Annotated in this window: 2 protein-coding genes; both read right to left on the reverse strand. The window is 39.6% G+C overall.

The genetic code is table 11. The features are described 5' to 3' along the window. Positions 1 to 546, reverse strand: a 546-nt coding sequence (locus G5171_RS20245) for a response regulator (RefSeq protein ID WP_421251640.1), incomplete at its 3' end; no start/stop codon positions are given. 385 nt (positions 547 to 931) lie between these two features. Further along, a partial coding sequence (locus tag G5171_RS20250) for a hypothetical protein (RefSeq protein WP_421251639.1) occupies positions 932 to 1,164 on the reverse strand: 233 nt, incomplete at its 5' end.

Below are 1,164 nucleotides of genomic sequence, written 5' to 3' on the forward strand. Positions count from 1 at the left end.
TTTGTACGTACTGACTGTTTTTTCACTAAGCAACATACTCTCTGCAATTTGTTTGTTGGTATGCCCCTGACATATTTGCATTAACACACTCATTTCTCTATCAGAGAGGACAGATAAGACATCTTCGCGATCAACTTCATGAGCATACCTCGCCCCGGCCATTACATTTCTAGGGAAGCACAGCTGGCCTTTACCAATTTTAACAAGTACACTTTTCAGCAAAGAAAGATCATCTAACTTTGATATAAACCCATCTGCACCAGCTTGCAAGCAGCGCACCATAATATGATGTGTAGCTTGAGCAGATAATATTACAACTTTAATTTCAGCATCCATATCCTTAAGTCTTTTAATAACCTCAACACCATCTAGCTTAGGAATGCCTATATCTAGAATGACTATGTCAGGGTTATTTGTACGTGCAACCAAAATAGCATCCACGCCATTATCAACCTCAGCGACAATATGATGATCGTCTTGCTGCAACAGAATACGAACAGCCATCCTGATGGCTGGGTGATCATCCACTATCAATATTTTTGCCATATATCTACCTACTAAAAATTTGATGCTGCGCATACTAACTATAAATGCAGCATATGCACCATATAGCACCCAGATATTAATAACATGTTACACATTTAAACCATTTGCTAATTTCAGTGCCATTCCCAGCTTGCAATGCTCAATTTTAGCGATATAAATCATAGCGTTATGCGTAACAGATTTCTTTTGGCTCCTTTCTCTCGATATCATTGTCTCTGACGAGTTCATACAATCCACCATAAAAAATCACAATGACTATTTGATTTTAAATAAAAGCATAAAAACCATATAAATCAAATAAATAGCGAGCAACAAATCCATCTGTAAAGCAGTCAGGTCAGCACTCATTTAAGTTGCATACAACAACCACCTTTTAGGACTTTTCCTACACATCATTAAATCGATTCAGGCAGGTCCGTCCAGTATCTTTGTCGGCGAAAATATGAGCTGATTGGCGAGGCATCACGCTTCGGTAATCGGCAGAGTTGCTTGGGCAAACAAGTCCTGCAAGCTGGAAAGGGAATGCACCTTGGGTGCGTGGAATCAAACGGGTGGCAGCAAATGCCCCCATCAGAAAATGTGTAGGAAATATCAAGATGAAAAAGACTCTGATTGCGC

It is taken from the genome of Aeromonas sp. 600774 (genome assembly GCF_049175075.1).
In the GTDB taxonomy this organism is placed as follows: domain Bacteria; phylum Pseudomonadota; class Gammaproteobacteria; order Enterobacterales; family Aeromonadaceae; genus Aeromonas; species Aeromonas veronii_A.